The following is an 18,132-nucleotide window of genomic DNA, read 5'->3' as shown; positions in this document are numbered from 1 at the left end:
TCTCAGCGGCTGGTATATCGACGTGAATCTGCTCGCCGATCGGGTCGAGGAGCAACTCGACGAATTGGGTTGGCGCACTTGCCATATCGCTGGTAACTCGCTCGGCGGGTGGGTCGGCTTCGAATTGGCCCGCCGGGGCCGGGCCCGCACGCTCACCGCGATCGCACCCGCCGGCGGCTGGCACAATCCGTCGCTGGCACAGCTGCGCGTGGGGCTGGAGTTCCTCTCACTGGTCCCGATCGTCGAAATCGGCAAGCGGCTGCCCGTCTCGATCCGGTTCAGTGCGCCGGTCCGGCGCGCCACCGCCATGCTGCTGAGCAAGGACGTCGCCGCCGCGCCGCGCCGCGGCGTGGAGGCGGCGATCATGTCGGCGACCAACTGCGCCGCGATGCTGCCGCTGATCGCCAGCGGACTGCGAATGGCGGTCCTCGACGATCTGTCCACGGTGCGGACGCCGGTGCGCCTGCTGATGTGCGAATACGACCGGATCATCCCGAATCGCATGTACGCCAAGCGATTCCTGCGCGAACTGCCCGAGTCGGCCGATCGCATCCTGGTACACGGCGTCGGCCATGTCCCGATGCTGGAGGCTCCCGATCGGATCGCGACCCTGATCGCCGAGCACGTCTATGCCAGCCGCACGCGTTTGCGGGCGGTGTGAGAAAGGCCGGCGGATCGGTTCGAACCCCTCGGCGCCGATCCGCCGGCCGCCATCAGCTCGGGTACATGGCCTCGATTTCGGCGGCGTACTTCGCGCTGATCATCTTTCGCTTCAACGACATCTTCGGGGTGAGTTCGTCACCGCCGGGTTCCCAGACCGTGGGCAGGATCGTGAAGCGCTTGATCTGCTCGACCCGCGACAGTCGCTCGTTGGCGGCCGCGATCGCGGCCTCGACCGCGGCGCGCAGATCCGGATCGGCCGCGAGTCGCGCCGGATCGGTCTCGCCACCGGGCATGCGTGCGGCACAGACGTCCGGGTCGAGGGTGAGCAAGGCGGTCACGTACTTGCGGTTGTCGCCGATCGCGACGACGGAGCCGACCAGTGGGCACGCGACCCGCACGGCGCCCTCGATATTCGATGGCGACATGTTCTTACCGGCCGCGTTGATGATCAGTTCCTTCTTCCGGTCGAGGATGCGCACGTAACCGTCGGCGTCGACGGTGCCGACGTCACCGGTGTGCAGCCAGCCGTCGGTATCGATCGCGGCGGCGGTCTGTTCGGGATCGTCGCGATACCCCCGCATCACCAGGGGGCCGCGCACCAAGAGCTCGCCGTCGTCGGCCACGGCGACCTCGACGCCCGGTAACGCCTTGCCGACGGTGCCGATGCGGATGGCGTCGGGCGGATTGGCCGTGGCGGCGGCCGAGGTCTCGGTCATCCCCCAGGCTTCGCAGACCGTCAGGCCCAGTCCGAGGATGAACGCCATCGCATCCGGTGCGATCGGCGCGGCGCCGCTCAATGCGGCCCGCACCTCGTCCAAGCCCATCCGTGCCCGCAGCGCCCGCAGGACGGTCCGTTGCAGCAGCTCGTCACGCGCCCGCAGCGAGATCGGGATCGGCCGCCGATCGCTGCGCCGCCGGGCCACCTCCGTGCCGACGCCGATGGCATGCTCGAGAATGCGCCGGGTGATCGGATCACGTTGTGCCACCACGGATTCGAGTCCTGCCTTGATCTTGTACCAGATGGCCGGGACCGCGAGGAACAAGGTCGGCCGGACCTGCGGCAGGACCTCGATCAACTGTTTCGGATCCGCCACCGTGGTGATCTGCACGCCCTCGACGATGCTGTTGTAGTGGCAGAACGCCCGATTGGCCAGATGAGCGTCGGGCAGATACGACACCACCCGATCGTCGGGACCCACCGGCAGCATGGCTTCCACCGCCGCGAATTCGGCCAGCAGATTCCCGTGGGTCAGCTCCACCCCTTTGGGCGGGCCGGTGGTGCCCGAGGTGTAGACGATGGTCACCAGGTCGCTCGGCCCTACCGCCCGCCAGGCCGCCTCGAAATCGAACCCGGGAGCCGGGATGTCGGCCAATTCGTCGAGTGACAGACAGCCCTCGACGGGGCCGTCCACACAGACGATGTGTTCGAGCCGTCCCCGCGGGTCCGAGGCCCGAATGACGTCCAGGAAGCGGGACTCGGTGATCACCACCCGATTGCCCGCGTTCCGGAACAGATGCGAAATCTGTTCCGGCGCAAAGGTGTTGTAGATCGAGAACGGGACGGCTCCGACGTGCAGGACCGCGGTGTCGGCGAGATGGAATTCCGGGATGTTGGTCAGCATCAGGGCGACCGTGTCACCGGGCCCGACGCCGATGCCCGACAGCCCGGTCGCGATCGCACGGACCCGCGCCGCGTACTCGAGCCAGGTGAAGCTCGGTGTGCCGGCCGGACCGCGCAACGCGATACGTTCCGGGTAGCGGGCGGCCGTTCGCTGGAATGCCGCGCACATGGTCGGCGCGAGGTGCTCGCTCATATGGATTCCCTGTCTCGGAAGCCGGCCTCGCCCTCGGCTCGCGGCAGCGCGGCGGCGAACTTCGCGACGAGCGCGGCGACGGCGACCGGATCGTCGAGTTGTGGACAGTGACCGGCGGTCGGCAGAATGACCAGCTCGCTGCCCGGGAGCAGGCGGTGCAGATCGCGGCTGGCCTGGGGCGGAATGATACGGTCGCGGCCGCCGTGCACGATGAGCACCGGGCAGCCGACCGGATCGGGCGGGTAGCCCCCGGCGGTTTCGCGGGCGAACCGCAGGGCGTGCTCCAGCAGCCAGAACATCCGCTCCCGCTGCCCGTAGCGGTCCGACCAACGGCCAATGACCACCGGATCGGCGCCGGCGCGGCTGCCGTAGAGCAGGCCACGCGTCGCCCAGCCGACCATGCCCCGCGCGGCCACCGCCGGGACCGGCACCCGCCGCAGCCCGCCGAGCAGCCACGCGGCCCGGGCACCGCGGGCGAAGCGCGCCAACCGATCGGCGGAGAGGATGGGCTCGTCCAGGGTGACGATGCCCGCCACCAGCTCCGGACGACGTTTCGCGGCCCGTACCGCCATCATCGCGCCGAGCGAATTGCCCACGAGCACAACGGGTCCGGTGGCTTCGAGCACCCCGTCGACGAAGCGATCCAGTTGAGGCAGCAGGTCGCCGGGCCGGAACGGATCGCCCTCGCCGTGCCCGATCACGTCGACGGCCAGGGCGGCGCGGCCCCGCCGATCCAGTTCCGCCAGCACATCGCGCCAGGTGTCGGCGCAATCGGCGAAGCCGTGCAGGAACAGGATCGGCGTCCCGGCACCGGCGACGGTCGACACCCGGGTGTGCACGCCGTTGTAGCACACCCGGGATTGCGTGATCACCGGCCCAGCAGGCCCTTCGCGATGTGGGTCACCTGAATCTCGTTGCTGCCGGCGTAGATCATCAGTGATTTCGCATCGCGGGCGAGTTGCTCCACGCGGTATTCCTGCATGTAACCGTTGCCGCCGAACAGCTGGACCGCCTCCATCGCGACCTCGGTGGCCGCCTCCGAGCAGTACAGTTTGATCGCCGAGGCCTCGGCCAGCGTCGGCGGCTTGCCGGCGCGGCCGCGTTCGAGCGTGTTGAACACCATGTTCTGCACGTTGATGCGGGCGATCTCCATCTTGGCGAGTTTGAGCTGCACCAACTGGAAGCGGCCGATCTCCTGGCCCCAGAGCTTGCGCGTCTTGGCGTATTCCACACAGAGCCGGTGACATTCGTTGATGATGCCCAGCGCCATGAATCCCACGCCGACCCGTTCGGCGACGAAACTCGTTCGCGCGCTGTCGCGTCCGTCGCCACCCTTGTGTTCCTCGGTCTCGCCGAGCAGCCGGTCCCGGCCCAGCCGCACGTTGTCGAAGAACAATTCGCCGGTGGGCGAGGAGTGCAGGCCCATCTTCTTGAACGGCTTGCCCTGCGTGAAGCCCTCCATTCCCTTGTCGAGAACGAAGGTCAGCACCTTGCGATCACGCTTGTCCACCGGAGCGGAGCCTGCGGAGCGACCACCGGCACTGCCGTCGCCCTCGTCGAGTTTGGCGTACACGACCACCACATCGGCGTAGGGCCCGTTGGTGATGAACGTCTTCTGACCGTTGAGGATGTAGTCCTCACCGTCCCGCTTGACCGAGGTCTTCATGCCGCCGAAGGCGTCCGAGCCGGAATCCGGCTCCGTGATCGCCCAGGCGGCGACCTTTTTCAGGGTGACGATATCGGCCAGCCAGCGTTCCTTCTGCGCGAGCGTGCCGCGCGACATGATGGTGGCGGCACCGAGACCGATCGACACCCCCATGGCCGCGACCAAACCCATACTCACCCCGGACAATTCGCTGATCAGCACCGCCATCAGCGATTCCTGGCCACCGAACGGACTGCCCGCGGACTTCGGCTTCTTCTCCGCGCCGCCGGCCTCCGCCGGTGCGGATTCGGCGGCCCGCTGTTTGGCGAGCATCTTCTCGACCGCCTCGGCGCCCATCGCGTCGATGCCGAACTCGCTGAACAGCTTTCGCAGAATGGGGTACGGCGGCATCTCACCGCTGTCGAGCGCGTCGAGATGCGGTCTGACCTCCTTGTCGATGAAGGCGCGGACGGCCGCGCGGATCATCTCGTCGGTCTCGGACCATTCGAACATCGTTGTTCTCCTCGATCAGGGCAGCCGGGCGGCGATATCGTCGATCAGCCAGGGGCCGTCGGTTTCGATGGTCTTCACGTCGTGCCATCCGCCGAGTTCGGAGATGGCGCCGCCCTGCACGGCGAACACCTTGCCGGTGATCGGGCACTTGTCGGTGGACAGGTAGGCGACCAGCGGTGAGATGTTGGCGGGGCTGAACGCGTCGAATTCCCCCTCCTCCACCTCGGCCGCGAAGATCGCGCCCATTCCCGGCGTGGCCAGGGTCAGGCGCGTCCGGGCCATCGGGGCGATGGCGTTGACCCGCACCCCGTAGCGCTCCAACTCCTCGGCCGCGACCAGCGTCAAGGCCGCGATGCCCGCCTTCGCCGCACCGTAGTTGGCCTGTCCGGCATTGGGCAGGGTGACGCCGGAGGCCGACGCGGTGTTGACCACGGCCGCGTTGGGCTGATTACCGGCCTTGGACTGGTCCTTCCAATACGCCGCGGCGTGCCGCAACACGTTGAAATGCCCCTTGAGATGGACCGCGATCACGGCATCCCACTGCGACTCCTCCAGTCCGGCGATGAAGCCGTCGCGCAGGATGCCGGCGTTGTTGATCACCACATCCAGGCCGCCGAATTCCGAGACGGCCTGATCGACAAGGTTTTTCGCACCGTCCCAGCGGGCCACATTGTCGGTGTTGGCCACCGCCTTGCCACCCGCGGCGCGAATCTCCTCGACCACTTCCTGCGCCGGGCCGGCATCGGCGCCCTCGCCGGCGTTACTTCCGCCCAGGTCGTTCACCACGACCGCGGCGCCTTCCCGCGCGAACAGCAGCGCGTGCTCGCGGCCTATCCCGCGACCGGCGCCGGTGATGACGGCGACCCGCCCCTCCAGTGCACCCATGACATATCTCCTCTGAATCGGGTAGCTGAGAGCCGCTGCGGCGCGGTCGGATTCGCGCCGCAGCGGGTGATCATTCGGCGACGACCGCGAGGCCGTCGGTCAGGACGAGATCGGCGCCCCGGGCGGTGCGGAACGCGTAGGTGGTGTCGGCGCCGGTGGTGCCGACCTTCCAGATCTGGGTCTCCAGGTCGTCACCGGGGAAGACCATCTTCGAAAAGCGCACCGCGAACCGCTTCAACCGGTGCACATCGGAGCCGGCGACCTCGGTCAACACCGCCCACGAGGACATCGCCATGGTGCACAGGCCGTGCGCGATGATGCCGGGCAGGCCCGCATCCTTGGCGACCTGTTCGTCCAGATGCAGGGGCACCGGGTCACCGGAGGCCGGCGCGTAACGGTAGGTCTGATCGTCGTCCACGTGGGCGGCGACCCGGGCCAGAGGTGGTCGCTCCGCCAGGCCGGGATCGAACTTGTGCGACGGGGCGCTCTCGCCTACCTGCTTACCGACGTCGATATTGCGGAAGAAGGCGGTCAGGTACTGCTCGTTGACCAATTCGCCGTCGGCGTCCCGGCATTCGATGAGGATGGTGATGGTGGTGCCGTTCTCCCGGCCCTCGTAGCCGACGGCCTTGGCGCGGGAGACCAGCCGGTCACCGGGCCGGATCGGGCGATGGAAGTGGAAGTCCTGTTCGCCGTGCACGACCCGGCCGAAGATGTCCATCGGCACCACATCGATGACCGGCATCATCATCGCCTCGAAGACCGGGACGATGGCGAAGACGGGTGAGGCGACGTCACCGGCCAGATGGGCCGGAATCGGATCGTTGGTGGCGGCGGCGTATTCGGCGATGCGCTCGCGGGTGACCTCGAAATGTTCCTCGTCGGACCAGACGTTCAAGCCCGTGTCGTCGAATTCGACCGGCTGCGGCGCTGTTTCGGTAGCCATCGCGCTTCCTATGCCGTGGCGAGGGCGTCGAGTTGCTCGAGGGTCTTGTCCAGCTGCTTGGCGCCGTCCTTCTCCACCGCCTTACCGAGCGCGCCCTTGATGAGCGCCCCTTCGAAGTCGCCGGAGACCGAGAACTTGCTGCCGGCGCCCTCGGGCTGGATGTCGAAGGCGAACCTCACCTTCACACCTGCCATACCCGTGCCGCTGAGCACCAGGTTGTTCGGCGAATTCACCTCTTCGACAACCCATTCGATCTTGTTCGCCATGCCCAGCATCATGATCTTGGCGACCAGCTTCGAGCCGGCGGTGAGGGTGGCCGGCGGCTCCTCCATCCAGCGCTCGTGGATGGTGAACCACTTGTCCCAGGTCTGCGGGTCGGAGACGACGGCCCACAAGGCGTCGGGGGTGGCGTTCAGATTCTTGGTGGCTTCGATGTGGCCCATGTTCGTACTCCTCGTCGAGTCGGTGGTGGTGTCGGGAGGTCAGCGGTCGGCGCGCTGGTAGGCGGTGACGACCGCGGCGCCGCCGAGGCCGATGTTGTGTTGCAATGCGGCGGTGACGCCCTCGACCTGACGCTTGTCGGCCTCACCGCGCAGCTGCCAGGTGAGCTCGCTGCACTGCGCCAGACCCGTCGCGCCCAGCGGATGTCCCTTGGAGATGAGCCCGCCGGACGGGTTGACCACCCATTTGCCGCCGTAGGTGGTCTGTTCACCGTCGATGAGGCTGCCGGCCTCACCCTCGCCGCACAGGCCGAGCGCCTCGTACAGCAGCAGCTCGTTGGCGGAGAAGCAGTCGTGCAGCTCGATCACCTGAAAGTCCTGTGGACCGAGGCCGGACTGCTGGTAAACCTGCTGCGCGGCTTGCACATTCATGTCGTAGCCGATGATGTTCTTGGCGGTGCCGTCGAAGGTGGAGGCGAAGTCGGTGGTCATCGCCTGGCCCACGATCTCCACCGCGCGGGCGGCCAGGCCGTGCCGATCGACGAAATCCTCGGAGGCGAGAATCACCGCACCCGAACCGTCGGAGGTCGGCGAGCATTGCAGCTTGGTGAGCGGGTCGTAGATCATCCGCGCACCCAGGATGTCGTCGAGCGAATATTCGTCCTGGAACTGCGAATACGGGTTGTTCACCGAGTGCTTGTGGTTCTTGTAGCCGATCTTCGCGAAATGCTCCGCGGTGGTGCCGTACTGCTTCATGTGCTCGCGGCCGGCCGCGCCGAACATCCACGGCGCGGGCGGGAACAGCACCTCGGAGATCTCGGCCAGTGCCATCATGTGCTTGGCCATCGGTTGCTCGCGGTCGTCCCAGGTGGAACCGAGCGAACCGGGCTGCATCTTCTCGAAGCCGAGAGCCAGCGTGCAGTCCGCCAGTCCGCCCCGAACCGCTTGTGCCGCAAGGTAGAGCGCGGTGGAGCCGGTCGAGCAGTTGTTGTTCACATTGACGACCGGGATCCCGGTCATCCCCAGTTCGTAGACCGCGCGCTGTCCCGAGGTGGACTCACCGTAGACGTAGCCGACGTAGGCCTGCTGCACCTCGCGGTAGTCGATGCCGGCGTCGGCCAGCGCTTTCGTGCCGGATTCCCGCGCCATGTCCGGGTAATCCCATGCCCGCGTGGTTCCGTCGGCCTCCTCGACCTGACGTCGCCCCGGCTTCTCGAACTTCGTCATGCCGACGCCGACAACGTAGACCTTGTTCGCCATCGAGCCACCCTTCTCACGATCGGCCGCCGCAGCGCAGCGGCAGTGGTCGATCCGTTTCGATCGAACTGAAAACAAACATACAAAGCTGTATGTAAGAGCGCAATAGGGAGCGAGCGATCACTGCATTGTTGACGCAAAGATCCACGTAGAACGGTTGTATTGCCACGTACAGAGCAACCTGCCGGACCTGGAAGCAAGCGGCCGGGACGGCGATATTGCAGCCAGCCGGTACGGCGTCCGGCGGCCCCGAGCGGCCCGCTCGGGCGCCGAACCTCCCCCTCGCTACGGTCCGGCCGGACCCGAACCACCGCCGCGACGGCAGCGGCCGGGGGCGTGGACGGCGGTCATCGCACGCCGACGATCCGGCCCTCCGGCTACCGCGGGCGGCGTCGGATCGATGCGAACAACACCCTTCCCCGCACCGGGGCCGGGATACTCAGTCGGCGATGCCAAGTCCCTGCAGGCCGGCCTCGGCGGCGCGGCGCAGCTGTGCCGACGCGCGCTGCCACCGGCGGTATCCGCGGTCGGGATCCGAGGAGACGAACGTGGAGACCAGAATTCCGCGCAGGGTATCCATCGCGGTATAGGCGAAATCTCGAACTTCCTTGCGCCGCATCTCATCAGGCACCAGCTGCGATACCGCCATGAGCACCGCGTTGTTGACGAACGGTTCGACCTTCTCGACCGCTGCGGCCAGCACCGGATCGGTCCGGCCGGCCACCCACAACTCCATCGCGGCGATGAACAGCGGGCCCTGATGCAGCTCCCACATCGCATCCAGGGTGGCGCCGATCGGATCGTCACCGGCACGCAACCGGCCGAGCTCCTTCATCGCCGCCTCCGTGCGGCGCTGAGCCAGGTGGGAGACCGCGGCCACGACCAGATCGGTCTTCGAGCCGAAATGATGGACCTGCGCACCGCGGGTGACGCCGGCTCGTTCGGCCACTCGGGGCGTCGTGGTGCCCGCATAGCCGTATTCGACCAGACAGTCGATGGTGGCGTCGAGCAAGCGCACCCGCATCTCACTGCTGCGCTGTTCCTGCGTGCGGCGCGGCGGTTTCGATACTCCGGACCTGGTCATTCCGGCCATCTTACGCTTACATACACGACTGCATGGAACTGACCCGCTCGGGGACGGGGCCGGGCGGGCAGCGCAGATAGTCGATCGCGGCATCGAGGGCGGCGGCGAGATCGTCCACGGAACCGGTGAGCGCCATCAGGGCAGCGCCGCCGTGCACCGCGGCGAGTACCGCGGCCGCCCCACGCTCCGGATCCAGCTCGGGCCGAATCGCACCCGTCGCCCGCATCTGCTCGATACCCGCACGCACGTGCGCCCGCCACTGCGTGACCATCGAGGCGACCACCAGCCGCGCACCGGGGGTGGCCGGCGCGAGTTGGTTGATCAACACCGACAGCGGGCAGGGCGCACCGAGGCTGTCGTACTCCCCCAGCAGCTGATCCCGCCACTGCCGCCACGCGGCCCAGCTGGTGAGCGGATTCATCCGGGCGCGCACGGTATCGAGGACCCGCTCGGCCTGGAAGCGGGCGACTTCGGTCAGCAGCTGGTCCTTGCCGCCCGGAAAGTAATGGAACAACTGGCTTTTGCTCGTTCCGGTCGCGATCCGGATGTCGTCGAGCGTGGTATCGGCGACGCCGCGGTGGGAGATCAGCTCCGCGGCCCCGGCGAGCACCCTGGTCCGCGTCGCGGCGCCCTTCGCCGTCAATCCCTTCGGCACCCGGCCAGCCTACGAGACCGGACTTGCCGGTCCAATGTGCCGTGCCGAGTATGGCTCCCGCACGGCGGCACGACACGAAAAGGGAGAGCCGATGTCTGCACAGCAATTTCTCGTCACCGGAGTCACCGGAAACACCGGCAGCCGGGTGGCCGCCGGGCTACGACAGCTCGGCCATGCCGTCCGCGGCGGATCCCGTACGGGCACACCGCCTTTCGATTGGGACGATCCGTCGACCTGGCGGGCGGCGCTGCGCGGGATCGACGCCGTGTACATCGCGGCCCCGATGACCGGTGCGCTGCGCGTCGGTGCGGCCGGCAGCGTCGGATTCCGGTCGGCAGCGGTCGCCGAATTCGTCGCGACCGCGCACGCGTGCGGTGTCCGCCGATTCGTCCTGCTGTCCGGGCGCAGCGCGCGGGCGAACCCCGCGAGCCCGTACATGATCGCGCTCGAGGAATCGGTGCGCCGGATCGAGGCCGAATGGACCGTGCTCAGTCCGGGCGTGTTCAACCAGAATTTCCTGGCCGAACCGTTGCTGTCCGGCATTCGGCACGGCCGGGTGACCCATGTCGCGACCGGGCCGGTCGCGAACCTGGACTTCATCGATGTCGCCGATATCGCCGAGGTGGCGGTCCGGACGCTCACCACGCCCGGCCATGCGGGGAAGGTGTACGAGTTGTCCGGTCCTCGGGCGTTTCCCCAGGAGGAAGCGGTCGGGATCATCGGCCGCACCCTGCGCCGTGACATCGGTTACGTGCGGGTGGAACTGGACGAATGGGTGCGCCGAGCCCGGGCAGAGGGCTTGACCTCCGACTCGATCGACTTCGTGAGTGTTGCGGCGCGGGGCCACTCCAGCGGCGCCTACTCGCATCCGTTCGACGGGGTCGAGCAGGTGCTCGGGCGCCCACCCCGGTCGTTCGAGGCCTTCGCTCGCGAAGCCGCGGCGACCGGCGCCTGGCAGTAGCGGATCACGCCGGTACTACGTCGACGACGCCGAGCGGGCGCGACCACGGTGCGCCGCGGCGACCAGCAGCCGCACCCCGGCGCCGAGCAGGACCAGATCCGCCAGAATCTGAACCGTCACCAGGATCCGGGCGACCTGCGTGGTGGCCGCGAGATCGCCGAAGCCCACGGTGCCGAGCACGGTCACGGTGAAATACAACGCGTCCACGCGCGTCAGCAGCGCGGTGAAACTGTCCGGGGCCGTCACCGAGAGCTCGTAGTAGATCGTCGCGTACAAGAGGATGAACACCACCGCGGTCAACGCCAGCGCCTCGACCGCCCGCAGTCCCGGATATCGCGCGGCCACCACCCGCCGCACCTGCCACGCGATCAACGCGATCACGACCACGAAGCCACCGGCCAACTCCGCCCACAGCCCGATTCGATTCGGTCCGTGCAGCGGAAGGACGAAGTAGAGAGTGGTAAGGACCACGGTGGTCAGCGCGGTGCGCGCGGCCGCCGCCAGCAGCAGCCGACGTCGGCGCGGGTTCTCCGCCGGCAACCACTGCTGATGAGGGTCCATCCGCGCTCCCGGTTCCGTCGCACGGGCTGTTGCCCGCTCCCGGCATTCTCGCCCGCACCGAGCGTCATCGCGGGCATCGACATGCGGGCCGCCGCGCCGAACTCGGGCGCGGTCCCCGGCGCCCTCGTGTCCGCGCGCGGAACTCAGTACCCGCGGACCGGAAGCCGATCCCGCTGCCGACGGGCGATCCAGATGGTGACGGTGAACAGCAGCACGCCCGCGACGGCCAGCCCCGCTCCGACCACGGCCGGGGCCGTGTACCCGAGACCCGCCGCGATCACCAGGCCGCCGAGCCACGCGCCGGCGGCGTTGGCGATGTTCAGGGCAGCGTGGTTGAGCGCGGCCGCGAGGGTCTGCGCATCGTGGGCCACATCCATGAGCCGAGTTTGCAGCCCCGGCGCCAGGGCGGCCCCGGAGGCACCGACCAGGAAGGCGCCCACGGCGGCGGTGAACGGATTGTGGGCTGCGGCAACGAAACCCGCGAGAATCACCACCATCGCGATCAGCGCGAGGAAAACCGAGCGGTCCACACCGCGGTCGGCCAGCACGCCACCGACGATATTGCCCGCCACCATGCCCAGGCCGAACAGCGCCAGCACGATCGGCACCAGCCCCTGCTCCATCCCGGCGACATCGGTCAGCGTCGAGGTGATGTAGGTGTAGACCGCGAACATGCCGCCGAAGCCGACGGCGCCCACCAGCAGGGTCAACAAGACCTGGGAGCGGCGCAGCGCGGTCGGTTCGGTGCGCGGATCGGTCACCCGCACCCCGTGCAGGTCGGGGACGAACCGAGAGATCGCGAAGACCGTCGCCAGGCCGATGACGGCGACGACGATATAGGCATCGCGCCAGCCCAGGCCCTGCCCCAGCCAGGTGGCCGCGGGGACACCCACCACGTTGGCCGCGCTCAGGCCGAGCATCACCGCGGCGACCGCCTTGGCCCGCTGCCCTACCGGCGCCAGCGACGCGGCCGCGAGCGACGCGACGCCGAAATAGGCGCCGTGCGGAAGGCCCGCGACGAACCGCGCCGCCACCAGTGCCGGGAACGCCGGCGCCAGCACCGAGGCGATATTGCCGACGGTGAACGCGACCATCAACGCGATCAACAGGCGCTTGCGCGGCATCCGCGCGCACAGCGCGGCGATCACCGGCGCTCCGACCACGACGCCGAGCGCGTACGCCGACACCGCGTGGCCGCCGGTGGGCTCCGAGACCCCGAAATCCGCGGCGATATCCGGCAGCAGGCCCATGGTGACGAATTCGGTCGTGCCGATGCCGAAACCGCCCAATGCGAGCGCCAGCATCGCCGGCAGGTGCCAACCGGACCGCACAGGATCCGCGGCGTCGACAGGGCGCTCGGTACGCACGGAGAGTGAGTCGGCCATAGGTGTGGCCAACGCACGCCGGTCCACGAGTGATCCCCGCACCGGCGGTGATTCGACTCACCCGGACGCGGAAACAATTCGGGCACCCGCGGCCACCGGAAGCGGTGGGGGCGGGTGCCCGGATATCTTCACACCGACCGCGCCGGAATCCCGGCCGGTCGAAGGCGCTCAGCTCAACTCGCGCGCCAGATTCGCATCGAGCACACCGAGGAATTCCTCGGTGGTCAGATAACCCTGGTTGCCACCGACCAGCAGCGCCAGGTCCTTGGTCATCTGGCCGCTTTCGACGGTCTTGATGACGACATCCTCGAGGGTCTGCGCGAAGCCGATGACCTCGGGGGTGTTGTCCAGCTTGCCGCGGTGGGCGATACCACGGGTCCACGCGAAGATCGAGGCGATCGGGTTGGTGGAGGTGGGCTTGCCCTGCTGGTGCTGGCGGAAGTGCCGGGTGACGGTACCGTGCGCGGCCTCGGCCTCACAGGTGCGGCCGTCCGGAGTGAGCAGCACCGAGGTCATCAGGCCCAGCGAGCCGAAGCCCTGCGCCACGGTGTCGGACTGCACGTCGCCGTCGTAGTTCTTGCAGGCCCAGACGTAGCCGCCCTCCCACTTCAGCGCGGAGGCGACCATGTCGTCGATCAGCCGGTGCTCGTAGGTCAGTCCGGCGGCGTCGAACTCTTCCTTGAACTCGGTCTCGTAGATCTCCTGGAAGGTGTCCTTGAACATGCCGTCGTAGGCCTTCAGGATGGTGTTCTTGGTCGACATGTAGACCGGGTAGTTCTGCTGCAGGCCGTAGTTGAGCGAGGCCCGCGCGAAGTCCTCGATGGACTTCTTGAAGTTGTACATACCCATGACGACGCCGCCGTCCTCGGGAATCTTCACGACCTCGTGGACGATCGGCTCGGAGCCGTCCTCCGGCGTGAAGGTGAGGGTGACGGTGCCGGCCTGGTGCACCTTGAAATCGGTGGCGCGGTACTGGTCGCCGAAGGCGTGACGGCCGATGATGATCGGCTTGGTCCAGCCGGGAACCAGACGCGGAACATTGGAGATGATGATCGGCGCGCGGAAAATGGTGCCGCCGAGAATATTTCGAATCGTGCCGTTCGGCGAACGCCACATCTTCTTCAGACCGAATTCCTCGACGCGCGCCTCGTCGGGGGTGATGGTGGCGCACTTGACACCGACGCCGTGCTTCTTGATGGCGTTGGCCGCGTCGACGGTGACCTGGTCATCGGTCTTGTCGCGGGATTCGATGCCGAGGTCGTAGTACTCGAGGTTCACATCGAGGTACGGATGGATCAGCTTGTCCTTGATGAACTGCCAGATGATCCGGGTCATCTCGTCGCCGTCGAGTTCGACGACGGTCCCTTCAACCTTGATCTTGGACATGGATCTTCGTGTCCTCCTAAGGAAGGTGTGCTCCCATTGCACGGCCAGGCGAGCACGCTTGTGAGCGGACCCCAGCTGTTCAACAGACAACGTATACGCCCCGCGTTGTCCACGAGACGCCTGGTGCTAAACAAGACAAGCGTACTGGTGCGCTGTGTCTCACCGACAGGCGCGGTCCCATTGAGAGATACCCACGTCACATCGGCATCCGGGCCGGTGCCGCGACGCAGAAGCCACTCCGGCGGGTCCCGTTCGTTCCGCTGAGCCCAACCCTCGCCCTCGTCTCGGACGATTGTTACCATCCACGGCAGGTCATGAGTGCCAGTGCGAAGCCCCGGCTCGCTGGCCGGCAACCCTCCAGTTGCGGTGGGGTGCTCCGGGTGATTGACCGGGCTCTCGAAAGCCGAGGGCAAGCGCGACGATCAGGAGCAACAAGTGAGCGAGTCCACCGTGACCACCCGCTACAAGGGCGTGGAGGCGGCGGAGCGGCACAGGCGTGTCGCTACCATCGAGGATGTGTGTTCCCCTGTCATCCGTGTCGCCTCGACCACGTATGCGCACTGTTTCCGTGCCGATGAGACGGCCACCGGCGCCAGGCCCGGCCGGTCCGCGGTGCGACGATGTGCGCGGGAATCAGTGGTGCGACCCGGTCCGGCGCGGTGACGGCACGGTGACCGTGAGCATCGAATCGAGCACGTCCCGCCCCGGTGCAACGACGCTGCTACCACCACCGGACGGCAGCCTCGGCACCATCGCGATCGGCGACATCCGACTGGAGAACGGCGCCGTCGTTCCCGGCGTGGAACTGGCGGTGCAGCGTTGGGGCGAACTCTCGCCCGACCTGGACAACGTGGTGCTGGTCGAACATGCGCTGACCGGCGATTCCCACGTCTGCGGCCGACCCGACGAGCGGCACCCGCTGCCGGGGTGGTGGGACGGCCTGGTGGGCCCCGGGGCGGCGCTGGACACCGACCGCTGGTGCGTCATCGCCACCAACGTCCTCGGTGGCTGCCAGGGCAGCACCGGCCCGGCATCTGTCGCGCCGGACGGAAAGCCGTGGGGCGCACGGTTTCCGGGAATTTCGATTCGCGATCAGGTGAGCGCCGAGGTGGCGCTGCTCGACCTGTTGGGCCTGCCGCGACTCGCGGCGGTGGTCGGCGGATCGATGGGCGGAATGCGGGTCCTGGAGTGGATGGTCGGCTACCCCGACCGGGTCGACGCGGCACTGGTGCTGGCCGTCGGCGCCCGGGCCACCGCGGATCAGATCGGCACCCAGACCACGCAGATCGCGGCTATCACATCCGATCCGGACTGGCAGGGCGGCAACTACCACGGCACCGGCCGCAGTCCCCGCGCCGGACTGGGTATCGCCCGCCGGATCGCGCATTTGACCTACCGCACCGAATTCGAGCTCGATCACCGGTTCGGCAACTCTGCCCAGGGCGATGAAAACCCTTGGGACGGGGGCCGTTACGCGGTGCAGAGTTATCTGGACCATCAGGCCGACAAGCTGGTCGCCCGGTTCGATGCGGCGACCTACGTGCTGTTGACCGAGGCCATGAATCGCCACGACGTAGGCCGCGGTCGCGGTGGCATCGAGGCGGCGCTGGCTGCCACACCGGTCCCCTGCATCGTGGGTGGGGTCGACTCGGACCGGCTGTATCCGTTGCGGACCCAGCAGGAGCTCGCCGATCTGCTCCCCGGTTGCAAGGGCCTGGAAGTGGTGCATTCGCGCGACGGCCACGACGGGTTCCTCACCGAGATCGAAGCGATCGGCAAACTGCTCGCGCAGACCATGGACCTGGCCGTCGCCGCTCGCGACGCCCGTTCCTGATCCGGCACGGCGTCGCGCCACCATGAGAAGGGGCCGGCGCCCAGCTAGCCGACGCCGAGACTGCTGATGGTCGCCGCGAGCACGATGATCGCCCCACCGAGCACGGTATAGGCGCCGATATCGAACGGCCTGCTGCGTACGGCCAGCAGGCCGACGCGGGCCGGCGGGAGACACAGCCGGAACGCCGCGGCGAGCAGCGTCGCGCCGCCGATGAAGAAGGCGCCGCGGCGCCACCGGTCCTGGGCGACGAAAACCACCGCGACCAGCAGCACCACGACCACCAGCACCATCGGCAGATGAACCTGGAAGAACCGATTCGCCGGGCTGGATCGGTGCGGTTGGGTAGCGGGGGCGTCGGTCACGCCTGCGATTCTCGCACGGTCGGGACCGTCGCAACCGACCTGGCGGGTGGCCCGGCCGCCGGTCTGCGGCCGGACCACCCGGGATCGGTCAGATACCGAACGGCTCGGCGTAGTGAATCCGGCCCGCCGGGAGCGGTCGGCCCGGATCGAGGCCGAGTGCCATCAGTGCCTCATCGGGCACGTCGATGCTGACGTCGATGCCGTATCGGGAGGCCGGACGGAAGCCGAACCGTGGGTAGTACTCGGGATGCCCGAGCACCGTGACGAAATGCTCCCCACGTTCGGCGGCCGCCCGCAACGCGGTGCGGATGGCCGCCGATCCGGCGCCGGTGCGTTGCCGGCCGGGCAGCACCGCGCACGGCCCCAGGCACAGCGCCGCGGTCTGCCCGATATGACAGCGAGTCAGCAGCGCGTAACCGACGACGGCGCCGTCCGCCGCGGTCGTCACGATCGACAAACCGTCGATCCAGGCCGGATCGTCGCGCAGTGCATCGACGAGATCTGCCTCGTCCGGCCGGCCGAATGCCGCGGTGTTGAGCATGTGGACGGCGGGGATATCGGCGGCGGTTTCGGCGCGCGTCGACCAGCCGTCGACAGACATCTGAATAGACATCGGTGTGAATCCGTTTCCTATTTTTCGAATGATGGATCTCGGGTGATGAATCGATTCGGTCGCGCACCTGAGCAATCGCTCGGTGCGGCCGTGGACGAGATCAGGCCGACGCGTAGGAGGAGCCGACGACCCGGAAAGGGTGCTCGGCATGTACGCGCGTTTCGGCCGCACACACAGTCATCAACCCACCTCCCGGAAAACGCGTCGGATACCGGATATCCAGCACCGATGGAACGGACCGGCCGTCACACCGACGACCTTCGGTCACAATAGCAGACAACGGATTCCGACCCGGTCGCTGCGTGATGCGCGACGGAGGCAGGTACCGTCTGCGTGTGCTCAAGCTGGTGTTCTTCGAACCGCGAATCCCCCCGAATACCGGGAATGCGATCCGCTTGGCGGCCGGCACGGGTTGTGAACTACATCTGGTCGAACCGCTCGGATTCGATCTGTCGGAACCGAAGCTGCGTCGCGCCGGGCTGGACTATCACGATCTCGCGGTCGTCACCGTGCACGAAAACCTCACGGCCGCATGGAAAGCGCTGCGACCCGAGCGGGTCTTCGCCTTCACCACCCACGCCACCACCCACAACACCGATATCGCCTATCGGCCCGGAGACGTGCTGCTGTTCGGGCCGGAACCGACCGGATTACCGGCCGAGGTGCTGGCCGATCCGCACATCACCGAGCAGGTGCGCATTCCGATGCTGCCGGGACGCCGGTCGATGAACCTGTCCAATGCCGCCGCGGTCGCGGTGTACGAGGCGTGGCGGCAGCTCGGGTTTCCGGGCGCGGTGTAGTTCCGGGCGCGGCGTAACCGTCGTAATCAGTCGTCGATTTCGAAGCGTTTGAACCGGGAGGTGGCGCCGGCGGTGAGACGCACCGCCGATTTGGCCACGCCGTAATGCTCGGCCAGCAATTCGACGGCGGCCCTGTTGGCCTTACCTTCCACCGCGGGGGCGCGAACGTACAGCTGCAGCGTGCCGTCGTCGAGAGTTTCGACGAGTGGGCCCTTGCGGCTGTTGGGTTTGATGGTCGCGCGGACCACGGTCGCCACCGGCTGCTCCTCGGTAGTTCTGCTGGAAGCGTGTTCCGGCAGAGTAGCCGCCCGCGCGCGGCGGACCCTCA

The 18,132-nt window shown here is 67.7% G+C and carries 19 protein-coding genes and 1 riboswitch; of the genes, 4 read left to right on the top strand and 15 right to left on the bottom strand.

Annotated features, from left to right (window positions below):
- The coding region (gene ephH, locus ON37_RS04845) for an epoxide hydrolase EphH (RefSeq protein ID WP_040717110.1) at positions 1-661 on the top strand (661 nt) is incomplete at its 5' end.
- 52 nt (positions 662-713) lie between these two features.
- Here the strand turns inward: ephH and ON37_RS04840 are convergent.
- From ON37_RS04840 to ON37_RS04800, 9 genes are all read right to left on the bottom strand, one after another.
- Entirely contained in the window at positions 714-2,477 is a 1,764-nt protein-coding gene (locus tag ON37_RS04840; protein WP_040717108.1) for an AMP-dependent synthetase/ligase, read from the bottom strand.
- A complete protein-coding gene (locus ON37_RS04835) occupies positions 2,474-3,349 on the bottom strand; it encodes an alpha/beta fold hydrolase (protein ID WP_083892724.1) in 876 nt (291 codons plus the stop codon). Before ON37_RS04835 ends, ON37_RS04840 begins: the two co-directional genes overlap by 4 nt.
- Positions 3,346-4,635, bottom strand: coding sequence for an acyl-CoA dehydrogenase family protein (locus tag ON37_RS04830; protein WP_040717104.1), 1,290 nt, complete (start codon positions 4,633-4,635; stop codon positions 3,346-3,348). The genes ON37_RS04835 and ON37_RS04830 overlap by 4 nt, the downstream gene beginning before the upstream one ends.
- Before the next feature lie 15 nt (positions 4,636-4,650).
- Positions 4,651-5,520, bottom strand: coding sequence for an SDR family oxidoreductase (locus ON37_RS04825; protein ID WP_040717101.1), 870 nt, complete (start codon positions 5,518-5,520; stop codon positions 4,651-4,653).
- Between the two features lie 70 nt (positions 5,521-5,590).
- The gene (locus ON37_RS04820; RefSeq protein WP_040717099.1) at positions 5,591-6,466 is read right to left on the bottom strand and encodes a MaoC/PaaZ C-terminal domain-containing protein; all 876 of its coding nucleotides are present in this window, start codon (positions 6,464-6,466) and stop codon (positions 5,591-5,593) included.
- A gap of 8 nt (positions 6,467-6,474) precedes the next feature.
- The gene (locus ON37_RS04815) at positions 6,475-6,909 is read right to left on the bottom strand and encodes a type II toxin-antitoxin system Rv0910 family toxin (protein ID WP_040717096.1); all 435 of its coding nucleotides are present in this window, start codon (positions 6,907-6,909) and stop codon (positions 6,475-6,477) included.
- 39 nt (positions 6,910-6,948) lie between these two features.
- Positions 6,949-8,166 carry a lipid-transfer protein gene (locus tag ON37_RS04810; RefSeq protein WP_040717093.1) on the bottom strand — a complete coding sequence of 406 codons (1,218 nt, stop codon included), beginning with the start codon at positions 8,164-8,166 and terminating at the stop codon, positions 6,949-6,951.
- 436 nt (positions 8,167-8,602) lie between these two features.
- Positions 8,603-9,247, bottom strand: coding sequence for a TetR/AcrR family transcriptional regulator (locus ON37_RS04805; RefSeq protein ID WP_040717144.1), 645 nt, complete (start codon positions 9,245-9,247; stop codon positions 8,603-8,605).
- A gap of 16 nt (positions 9,248-9,263) precedes the next feature.
- Positions 9,264-9,902, bottom strand: coding sequence for a TetR/AcrR family transcriptional regulator (locus ON37_RS04800; protein ID WP_051031209.1), 639 nt, complete (start codon positions 9,900-9,902; stop codon positions 9,264-9,266).
- A 91-nt stretch (positions 9,903-9,993) separates the two neighbouring features.
- On the opposite strand from ON37_RS04800, the gene ON37_RS04795 reads away from it, so the two are divergent.
- The gene (locus tag ON37_RS04795) at positions 9,994-10,863 is read left to right on the top strand and encodes an NAD(P)H-binding protein (RefSeq protein ID WP_040717088.1); all 870 of its coding nucleotides are present in this window, start codon (positions 9,994-9,996) and stop codon (positions 10,861-10,863) included.
- 15 nt (positions 10,864-10,878) lie between these two features.
- Here ON37_RS04795 and ON37_RS04790 read toward each other — a convergent pair whose 3' ends face one another.
- The 3 genes from ON37_RS04790 to ON37_RS04780 form a co-directional block, all read right to left on the bottom strand.
- Positions 10,879-11,424, bottom strand: coding sequence for a potassium channel family protein (locus tag ON37_RS04790; protein ID WP_051031208.1), 546 nt, complete (start codon positions 11,422-11,424; stop codon positions 10,879-10,881).
- Between the two features lie 143 nt (positions 11,425-11,567).
- Positions 11,568-12,809 (bottom strand): MFS transporter, encoded by a 1,242-nt coding sequence (locus tag ON37_RS04785; protein ID WP_051031207.1) that lies wholly within the window; start codon positions 12,807-12,809, stop codon positions 11,568-11,570.
- A 168-nt stretch (positions 12,810-12,977) separates the two neighbouring features.
- Positions 12,978-14,195 carry an NADP-dependent isocitrate dehydrogenase gene (locus tag ON37_RS04780; protein ID WP_040717083.1) on the bottom strand — a complete coding sequence of 406 codons (1,218 nt, stop codon included), beginning with the start codon at positions 14,193-14,195 and terminating at the stop codon, positions 12,978-12,980.
- Between the two features lie 310 nt (positions 14,196-14,505).
- Positions 14,506-14,617: riboswitch (SAM riboswitch) on the top strand.
- Between the two features lie 248 nt (positions 14,618-14,865).
- Between ON37_RS04780 and metX the strand changes: the two genes are divergently transcribed.
- Complete coding sequence (gene metX / locus ON37_RS04775) at positions 14,866-16,029, top strand: homoserine O-acetyltransferase MetX (RefSeq protein ID WP_245553045.1); 1,164 nt, start codon at positions 14,866-14,868, stop codon at positions 16,027-16,029.
- A gap of 44 nt (positions 16,030-16,073) precedes the next feature.
- On the opposite strand, the gene ON37_RS04770 is transcribed toward metX, so the two are convergent.
- Both ON37_RS04770 and ON37_RS04765 read right to left on the bottom strand, forming a co-directional pair.
- Positions 16,074-16,319, bottom strand: coding sequence for a DUF3017 domain-containing protein (locus ON37_RS04770; RefSeq protein ID WP_051031212.1), 246 nt, complete (start codon positions 16,317-16,319; stop codon positions 16,074-16,076).
- 160 nt (positions 16,320-16,479) lie between these two features.
- Positions 16,480-17,004 (bottom strand): GNAT family N-acetyltransferase, encoded by a 525-nt coding sequence (locus tag ON37_RS04765; protein ID WP_245553043.1) that lies wholly within the window; start codon positions 17,002-17,004, stop codon positions 16,480-16,482.
- A 335-nt stretch (positions 17,005-17,339) separates the two neighbouring features.
- On the opposite strand from ON37_RS04765, the gene ON37_RS04760 reads away from it, so the two are divergent.
- On the top strand, positions 17,340-17,804 hold the full coding sequence (locus ON37_RS04760) for a tRNA (cytidine(34)-2'-O)-methyltransferase (RefSeq protein WP_040717133.1): 465 nt from the start codon (positions 17,340-17,342) through the stop codon (positions 17,802-17,804).
- 26 nt (positions 17,805-17,830) lie between these two features.
- On the opposite strand, the gene ON37_RS04755 is transcribed toward ON37_RS04760, so the two are convergent.
- A complete protein-coding gene (locus tag ON37_RS04755; protein ID WP_040717132.1) occupies positions 17,831-18,061 on the bottom strand; it encodes a DUF167 domain-containing protein in 231 nt (76 codons plus the stop codon).
- Between the last annotated feature and the right edge of the window lie 71 nt (positions 18,062-18,132).

Origin of the sequence: Nocardia veterana NBRC 100344, from assembly GCF_000308855.1 — a bacterium.
Taxonomy (GTDB): domain Bacteria; phylum Actinomycetota; class Actinomycetes; order Mycobacteriales; family Mycobacteriaceae; genus Nocardia; species Nocardia veterana.
This window is presented reverse-complemented; position numbering and strand designations above follow the sequence as displayed.

Excerpts from the sequence above, each read along its gene's own strand:
- ON37_RS04840 (WP_040717108.1), bottom strand. The coding sequence starts at position 2,477 with ATGAGCGAGCACCTCGCGCCGACCATGTGCGCGGCATTCCAGCGAACG.
- ON37_RS04830 (WP_040717104.1), bottom strand. The coding sequence starts at position 4,635 with ATGTTCGAATGGTCCGAGACCGACGAGATGATCCGCGCGGCCGTCCGC.
- ON37_RS04825 (WP_040717101.1), bottom strand. The coding sequence starts at position 5,520 with ATGGGTGCACTGGAGGGGCGGGTCGCCGTCATCACCGGCGCCGGTCGC.
- ON37_RS04820 (WP_040717099.1), bottom strand. The coding sequence starts at position 6,466 with ATGGCTACCGAAACAGCGCCGCAGCCGGTCGAATTCGACGACACGGGC.
- ON37_RS04815 (WP_040717096.1), bottom strand. The coding sequence starts at position 6,909 with ATGGGCCACATCGAAGCCACCAAGAATCTGAACGCCACCCCCGACGCC.
- ON37_RS04810 (WP_040717093.1), bottom strand. The coding sequence starts at position 8,166 with ATGGCGAACAAGGTCTACGTTGTCGGCGTCGGCATGACGAAGTTCGAG.
- ON37_RS04805 (WP_040717144.1), bottom strand. The coding sequence starts at position 9,247 with ATGACCAGGTCCGGAGTATCGAAACCGCCGCGCCGCACGCAGGAACAG.
- ON37_RS04795 (WP_040717088.1), top strand. The coding sequence starts at position 9,994 with ATGTCTGCACAGCAATTTCTCGTCACCGGAGTCACCGGAAACACCGGC.
- ON37_RS04790 (WP_051031208.1), bottom strand. The coding sequence starts at position 11,424 with ATGGACCCTCATCAGCAGTGGTTGCCGGCGGAGAACCCGCGCCGACGT.
- ON37_RS04785 (WP_051031207.1), bottom strand. The coding sequence starts at position 12,809 with ATGGCCGACTCACTCTCCGTGCGTACCGAGCGCCCTGTCGACGCCGCG.
- ON37_RS04780 (WP_040717083.1), bottom strand. The coding sequence starts at position 14,195 with ATGTCCAAGATCAAGGTTGAAGGGACCGTCGTCGAACTCGACGGCGAC.
- ON37_RS04770 (WP_051031212.1), bottom strand. The coding sequence starts at position 16,319 with ATGGTGCTGGTGGTCGTGGTGCTGCTGGTCGCGGTGGTTTTCGTCGCC.
- ON37_RS04765 (WP_245553043.1), bottom strand. The coding sequence starts at position 17,004 with ATGTCTATTCAGATGTCTGTCGACGGCTGGTCGACGCGCGCCGAAACC.